Annotated in this window: 4 protein-coding genes and 4 pseudogenes; 2 read left to right on the top strand and 6 right to left on the bottom strand. The window is 61.6% G+C overall.

Translation table 11 applies throughout. The features are described from left to right. A pseudogene (locus AC1D2L_RS25640) lies at nucleotides 1-404 on the bottom strand (transposase); the annotation flags it as partial. 116 nt (nucleotides 405-520) lie between these two features. On the opposite strand from AC1D2L_RS25640, the pseudogene AC1D2L_RS25635 reads away from it, so the two are divergent. Together AC1D2L_RS25635 and AC1D2L_RS25630 are read left to right on the top strand one after the other, a co-directional pair. Beyond that, a pseudogene (locus tag AC1D2L_RS25635) lies at nucleotides 521-907 on the top strand (IS3 family transposase); the annotation flags it as partial. 156 nt (nucleotides 908-1,063) lie between these two features. Further along, nucleotides 1,064-3,334 carry a class I SAM-dependent methyltransferase gene (locus AC1D2L_RS25630; RefSeq protein WP_476848717.1) on the top strand — a complete coding sequence of 757 codons (2,271 nt, stop codon included), beginning with the start codon at nucleotides 1,064-1,066 and terminating at the stop codon, nucleotides 3,332-3,334. 198 nt (nucleotides 3,335-3,532) lie between these two features. Here the strand turns inward: AC1D2L_RS25630 and AC1D2L_RS25625 are convergent. The 5 genes and pseudogenes from AC1D2L_RS25625 to AC1D2L_RS25605 form a co-directional block, all read right to left on the bottom strand. After that, nucleotides 3,533-4,692, bottom strand: a pseudogene (locus AC1D2L_RS25625) (IS3 family transposase). Nucleotides 4,693-4,869: 177 nt separating this feature from the next. Beyond that, entirely contained in the window at nucleotides 4,870-5,754 is an 885-nt protein-coding gene (gene rfbA / locus AC1D2L_RS25620; RefSeq protein ID WP_476848716.1) for a glucose-1-phosphate thymidylyltransferase RfbA, read from the bottom strand. A 6-nt stretch (nucleotides 5,755-5,760) separates the two neighbouring features. Further along, nucleotides 5,761-6,654, bottom strand: a complete 894-nt coding sequence (gene rfbD / locus AC1D2L_RS25615) for a dTDP-4-dehydrorhamnose reductase (RefSeq protein ID WP_476848715.1) — start codon at nucleotides 6,652-6,654, stop codon at nucleotides 5,761-5,763. 5 nt (nucleotides 6,655-6,659) lie between these two features. Continuing rightward, a complete protein-coding gene (gene rfbC / locus AC1D2L_RS25610) occupies nucleotides 6,660-7,217 on the bottom strand; it encodes a dTDP-4-dehydrorhamnose 3,5-epimerase (protein ID WP_476848714.1) in 558 nt (185 codons plus the stop codon). A 31-nt stretch (nucleotides 7,218-7,248) separates the two neighbouring features. Continuing rightward, nucleotides 7,249-7,417, bottom strand: a pseudogene (locus tag AC1D2L_RS25605) (dTDP-glucose 4,6-dehydratase); the annotation flags it as partial.

Below are 7,417 nucleotides of genomic sequence, written 5' to 3'. Positions count from 1 at the left end.
GTATCGGACGGTCATGCGGCTGCTGCCGATGGCTTTACACGCCCGCCGTTCGCTCATCGTGTGATGCGCCACGCGATGCGCGACGGCGTTCCGCTCGGCGGCGGGCGTCACCATTTCTTTCCCAGCAATTCCTTCAGCGCGACGTTGGCGAGCATCGCGTCGGCGAGCATTCGCTTCAGCGTGGCGTTCACAGCGTAAGCGCGTCCCGGGGTGAGCGAGACGTCTTCGAGTGTCCGGCGGCGCCTGGCCTCGGACACGTCCATCCCGCCGAACTTCGCCTTCCACTTGTAGATGCTGGCGTCGCTAACACCGTGCTCGCGGCACAGATCAGCGACCGAGACCCCGGTCTCCTGTTCCTTCAGGATCGCGATGATCTGCTCTTCCGAGAAGCGGCTGCGCTTCATGTCCTGGTCCTCTCAAGGGGCCAGAACGAACTTCAAACCGGATTAGAACCCAAAGGCAACGTCGCCTGCCGGCGGTTTCGTGGGCACCGAGATTGTGTGTTTCATGAAGCCGGCGGTGGTCGATGAAGCCCGAGATGACGGCGCGACTCGTCGCCGACGCGCGCATCATGGCGGTCTGGCGCAGGGGCAATCCTGACGCCTTACTTCACCACTAAGACCAGGGCAGCCAATATACCAGCGAGCAGTTCCAGAAGTTGATGGCCGACAATGGCGTCACATGTTCGATGAGCCGGTCCGGCAACGTCCGGGACAATGCCGCTCTGGAGAGCTTCTTCTCGTCGCTCAAAACCGAACGGATCAGGGGCAAGGTCTACCGCACGCGCGACGAGGCGCGCGGCGACGTACTCGACTACGTGGAGAGGTTCTACAATGCCGTCCGCCGGCACTCGACGATAGGCTACGTCAGCCCGATTGAGTTCGAGCGGAAGGTGGCATTAGCTTAACTGCGCGTCCACAGAACCGTCAGCCGGCCAGTTCGCATGGTAGAGGCATCTGCGCATCCGTGATTGGCAAACTGGAGTTTGACCGTTACACCCCGAACGGTGATCGACCTTCCATATTCGTAACTGGGACAGCACGTGGAATTGGGGACTACGACCATGCCGGCAGTTGCTCTTGCCAGCGAGCATGTGAACTCACAGGTGGATCCTGGCAGTATAACGCGCCTTCCACCACTTCGCTCGATGTTTTGGCGCCCTAACTATCTAGCCGATTCTGCTTGGATTGAGCATTTACCCTTTGCGTTCTGGCTGATCGAAGCTCATCGCCCGCGGGTGTTAGTCGAACTCGGAACGCATACAGGCGTTTCATATTTTGGCTTTTGCCAGGCCGTCGAGCGATTGGGACTCGACACACAGTGCTACGCGGTCGACACTTGGAAGGGCGATGAACACGCGGGCTATTACGGTGAAGAAGTTTTCTCTGAGGTTCGCTCTTATAACGAGAATCATTATTCAACGTTCTCACGTCTAGTTCGGTCATCATTTGATGATGCGATGCATTATTTCAGCGAAGATTCTATCGATCTACTTCATATCGACGGACTTCATACGCTAGATGCAGTTAGTCGCGACTTCGAAAATTGGCTCCCTAAACTGTCGCAGCGTGCTGTCGTTATCTTTCATGATACCAACGTAAGAGAGCGAAATTTCGGCGTCTTTAAGCTGTTCGAGCGACTGCGCAAGAAATACCCAGCCTTCGAATTTTTACACGGGCATGGACTGGGAGTTCTTGGCGTCGGGCAACACCAATCTGAAGCATTAGCGAAACTCTTTGCTGCGGATGTGGACCCTCCGTCCAGGCAATCCACCCATGAAGTTTTTGGCCGTCTAGGGAGGGCGTGTGCAGACGCACGGGCTATCGCGGACCGGGAGGCAATTAGCAAAAGCCTACAGAAGCAACTTGCTTCGGCGCAAAAGCAAACAGGCGATCTGAAGAACGCACTAGACCAGAAGCAGGTTGAACTTGACAAGCGCACATTTGAGTTCAAACAGGAATTGGAGCGCCTAAATTCTTTAGGCAACAGCAAGAAGGTCGAACACGAGCTAGTTGCGGAACGGTCTCGCAATGCAGAGGAGCGCGTAGCAGAGTTGCGGTCGCAACTAGCAGCAATAGTCGCGTCGACCGATGCCGAGAATGTTCAATCGGCGGCGGTTACCGGTTTGCGTGCCGATCTTGAAAGCGCGAATTCGCGCCTCCGGGAGTTAGAGGCGGTAGAAGCCGAAAACGCAAGGCTAGGCCAAGCATTAGAGGCGCGAGACGCTGAATTGCAGGCGATTGCTACTGCACGTGAGATCGAGCGCCAGCTATCGCGAAAGAGTCTCGAGGAGGCAAATGTTGAACGCAAGAGACTCGAGGCTGAGAAGGAATCATTGACGGCGGCCGACGACGAGAAAGCACGACTGCTGGACGAAACGTCGAAGGGATTTGCTCTCGCCAGCGACCGCTTGAAGGCGATTACCTTCAGTCGCAACACGTTGAGGCAGCGGTTGGCATTACGGGGCAAGCAGGCAGCCGCTGCAGCGCGCAGGCAAGCCACCTTGTCCTTGCAATTAGACGCGCTGCAGACGGAGTTGAGTCTTGCGCGCAATCTCGTCGCGCTATCGACCACAATTACCAATGAGCGCGACGCGTTGACCGTTAAATTGGCTATGCGAGAACAAGATTCATCACGCGCTCGCCTATGTGGGAAGGAATATAGCGCAGAAGCGACTCGGCGGGAGGCCGAGATTATCGGGCAGCCCCAAGAACTTGTCGTATCGACCGCTCGAGTGGATGGCGGCAATGCGACACGCGCGACCATGGTTACGGAGCGCGAGTCGTTGGCAGTTGGGCTCGGCAATCGTGATGTGGATTTGAAGCTTGCGGAGCAACAGAGCCGCGAGCTTCTGTCAGAAAATGCGCGCCTAGAGCGTGACATTGCTGAGCGTTTTAGAGAGCTAGCGGACATAACCAGGCTTCTGGTGGACCACAAAATGGAACTGCAGCTGCGCGTAGCGCAGGCGGATGGGCTACGCAGGCAAATGGAGGAGATGCATCGCCGCTATACTTGGCGCGCTAATAGTCCGTGGCGCGCCGCTTTTGACGCACTCGGCGGCGCGCGATCTCGCGCTAAACGCTTGATCACGGCTTCGAAGCTGTTTGACGCGGGCTACTACCGCGCGTGCAATCCCGACGTTGCCATGTCTGGTTACGAGCCGCTTGAACACTTCATCAAATTTGGTGGCAAGGAAGGTCGAAATCCGTCAGCGCATTTCTCGGTTCAGAAATATTTGGCCCTCTATCCGGATGTCTATCATGAAGGGTTCAACGCGTTGGCTCACTACGTCGAATTTGGATGTGTGGAAGGTCGGAAGGCTCCGAATGTTTAAATCGAGCACAACAGTATAGCCCGGTTCCAGAGGATACTGTTGAAAAGGTGGCGAGGGATCGCCGCAGACCCGGAACGGATTTCGCGGAGTGGGGCTTCGCTCGGTTAGGCAAGCCTGAGCGGCGATCCTTTGGCTTGAGTTTGTAGATTTTCCGGAGGCGCTGGGCTGCTGCGGCAAGATTGACCTGTCACTGGTTTGTCATCCAGCGGCGATTAGAGCCTCGACAGGTTTTACGCCGTGTGGCGCGGTGAGAGCAACGGGCGATCGGCAGCGCTGGTCGGGGTTGCGCAGCCGATCGTTCGTTGCGGTGAAGTTGGCGGCGTAGGCCGCAGGCGTCAGGTAGCCCAGCGACGAATGCGGAGGCTGCAGGTTGTAGTCGGCAATCCAAACCGCGATCTTCGCGCGGGCGTCGTCGAGGTCGAAGAACAGCGTCTCATTGAGAAGCTCGTCGCACATGCGGCCGTTGAAGCTCTCGGCGAAGCCGTTCTGCATCGGCTTGCCCGGCGCGATGAAGTGCCAGTCGATACCGCTGTCGCGGCATCAGGCGAGCATGGCGTTGCAGGTGAACTCCGTGCCGTGGTCGCTGACGATAATCCCCAGCTTGCCGTGCCGCTCGATGATCGCCGTCAGTTCGCTAGCCACGCGGCGTCCTGAGATCGAGGTGTCGGGAATTGCGCCCAGGCACTGCTTGGTGACGTCGTCGATGATGTTCAGAATGCGAAAGCGCCTGCCGTTCTCGAACTGGTCATGCACAAAATCCGTCGACCATCGCGCATTCGGCTTGGCCTCGACCAGGATCGGCGCCCGCGTGCCAACGGCCTTGCGACGGGCGAGTCGCTTGCGAACCGAGAGCCCTTCCTCGCGATAGAGGCGGTGGATGCGGTTGACGCCCGAGGGTTCGCCCTCCCGCCTGACCAGGGTGAACAGCCGCCGATAGCCGAGCCGCGTTCGCTCGTTCACCAGATCGCGTAAGCGGGCGCGAAGCTCGGTGTCGGGAGGCCGACATGACCAATAGCGAATCATCTTCCGGTCAGCGTCGATGATGCTGCAGGCCCGCCGTTCCGAAAGGCCCATGACGGCCTGCAAATGCGCGACGGCGTCGCGTCGCACGGCAGGCCCTACCATTTTTGGGACAGGAGCTCCCGCATCGCCGCCACGTCCGGCATCTGCTCGGCCAGCAGCTTCTTCAGCTTGGCGTTCTCGTCCTCAAGCTGCTTCAGGCGCTTGGCTTCGGACACGTCCATGCCGCCGAACTTGGCCTTCCAGTTATGGAGCATCGCCCCGGAGACACCGTGCTCGCGCGCCAGATCGGCGGTCTTCGCACCAGCCTCATGCTCCGTGAACCGTGCTCGCTTCATCTGTCCGTCCTTGAGAAGGCCGGACTCTAAATCTCCGTGGAGGAAAAACGCAGTGGCACGTCACCCGGAGGCTATGGTCCAGACATGCGTTCACCTGCTGCCGCATAACCTAGATTTTGTCTCCTACAACGATCCAATTCCCGTCGACGCAGCGTGACCTTGCGGTTTGACGACGGGTCAGGCGGTATGTGAGCGCCCGATATCCCTTGCCACGCCGAGCACGTAGCGGCCGTAGTCGCCCTTGGCGAGCCGTTGCCCGAGGGTCTCCAGCTGCTGCGCCGAGATCCATCCCTGGCGGCAGGCGATCTCCTCGGGGCAGGCGATGCGCAGGCCCTGGCGGCTCTCGAGCGTGCGCACGAACTCGCCGGCCTCGAGAAGGCTGTCGGGTGTGCCGGTGTCGAGCCAGGCGAAGCCGCGGCCCATGGTCTCGACCGAGAGCTGCCCGCGCTCGAGATAGATCCGGTTGACGTCGGTGATCTCCAACTCGCCGCGCGGCGAGGGCGCCAGGTTGGCGGCGATCTCGACGACGTCGGAATCGTAGAAGTACAGGCCCGTGACGGCCCAGTTGGACTGGGGCGCCTTGGGCTTCTCCTCGATCGAGATGGCCTTGCCGCCGGCGTCGAAGGAGACGACGCCGTACCGCTCGGGATCGCGGACATGATAGGCAAACACCGTCGCGCCGGAGCGGTTGGCGGCGGCCTGCATCATGTCGGGCAGGGTGTGGCCGTAGAAGAGGTTGTCGCCCAGGATCAGCACGGAGGGCTGGTCGCCGACGAACGCGGCGCCGATGATATAGGCCTGCGCCAGCCCGCCGGGGTTGGGCTGCTGCGCATAGGACAGCTCCATGCCCCAGTCGGAGCCGTCGCCGAGCAGGCGCTGGAAATGCGGCAGGTCGTGCGGGGTCGAGATGATCAGGACCTCGCGGATCCCCGCCAGCATCAGCGTCGACAGCGGATAGTAGATCATCGGCTTGTCGTAGACCGGCAGCAGCTGCTTCGACATCGCCAGCGTCATCGGATGCAGCCGCGTGCCGGAGCCGCCGGCCAGGATGATGCCCTTCATCGTGTTCTACTCCGCGGATTCATGACTGATGAGGCGTTGGACGCAAATGCGCAGCGAGCCGCGCCAGTCCGGCAAGGTGATGCCGTGACGTGCCGAGAGCTTGCTGCAATCGAGGCGCGAATTGGCCGGCCGCGTGGCCGGCGTCGGATAGTCAGAGGTCGCGATGCGCTTGACCGAGACCGGAGTCAGCCCGGCTTCGACGCGCGCGGCAAAGATCGCCTCGGCGACGTCGGCCCAGACGGCCTCGCCCTGGGCAGTCATGTGGAAGATGCCGCGAAAGCCCGCATCGTGCGGCTTGGCGACGAGGTTTTGCGCGACGCCCAGGATCGCATCGGCGATATCGAGCGCGTTGGTCGGGTTGCCGGTCTGGTCGGCGACGACGCCGATTTCGTCGCGCGTCTGGGCAAGCCGCAGCATGGTGCGGACAAAGTTCTTGCCGAAGGGGCTGTAGACCCAGGCCGTGCGCAGGATCGCGTGATTGGCGCTCGCCGCCGCCACCGCCTGCTCGCCCAGAAGCTTGCTGCGGCCATAGGCCGAGATCGGCCCGGTCTCGTCATCCTCGCGATAGGGCCGGTCGAGCGTGCCGTCGAAGACGTAGTCGGTCGAGATCTGGATGATGGGCACGCCGAGCGCGGCCGTGGCCTGCGCCACCGCACCGGCCGCGCGGCCATTGACCAGGAGCGCGGCCTCTTGCTCGGTCTCGGCGAGATCGACGGCGGTGAAGGCTGCCGCATTCACCACGAGATCGGGCGCCGCAGCCGCAATCGCAGGCGCGATCGTCTCGAGCCGTTCGAGATCGAGCGTGGGGCGGCCCAACGGGATGATGGTGACGCCGGCCGGCGCCCGCTCCATCAGCGCGCGCGCGACCTGTCCGTTCAGTCCGGTGACGGCGATCCGCATGGCGCTCAGTCGAAATAGCGCGGCAGGTCGGCCAGGCGCGGATGCTTGCGGTCCTTGTCCGACAGTGTCAGGGCTTCGGGCGGCAGGCGCCAGTCGATGCCGAGAGCCGGATCGTCGAAGGCCAGGCCATGGTCGTTTTGCGGCCCATAGAGCGCCGTGACCTTGTAGAGCACCTCGGTGTCGGGCTCGAGCGTGACGAAGCCATGCGCGAAGCCGACGGGCACGAGCAGCTGCTTCCAGTTCGCCGCCGAGAGCTCGACCGCGACATGCTGGCCGAAGGTCGGCGAGGACGCCCGGATATCGACCGCGATATCGAGGATGGCGCCACGCACGACGCGCACGAGCTTGTCCTGCGCGAAGGGCGCCGACTGGAAATGCAGGCCGCGCAACGTGCCGACCGGGGCCGAGAGCGAGTGGTTGTCCTGCACGAAGGTCAGGTCGATGCCGGCGGCCAGCATGTCGGCCTGCTTGTAGACCTCGGAGAAGAAGCCCCGGTGATCGCCGTGCTTCTTGGGCACGATGATCTTCACAGCGGGAATGGCGGTGGCTTCGACGGTCAGCATGGCAGTCTTCTGTTGGATTTAAAAACGCGCGTCAGGCCGCGCCGAGGCGTTCGCCGCGATAGACGCCGGAGCGGATGTCGCCCCACCAGCCGGGATTGTCCAGATACCATTCGACCGTGCGGCGCAGGCCCGAGGCAAAGCTCTCCTTGGGGGTCCAGCCGAGTTCGCGGCCGATCTTGCCGGCGTCGATGGCATAGCGC

This window comes from Allobosea sp. P1_B10 (assembly GCF_056406735.1).
The sequence above is the reverse complement of the archived record's forward strand: the minus strand, read 5'-3'. Positions and strand labels throughout refer to the sequence as shown.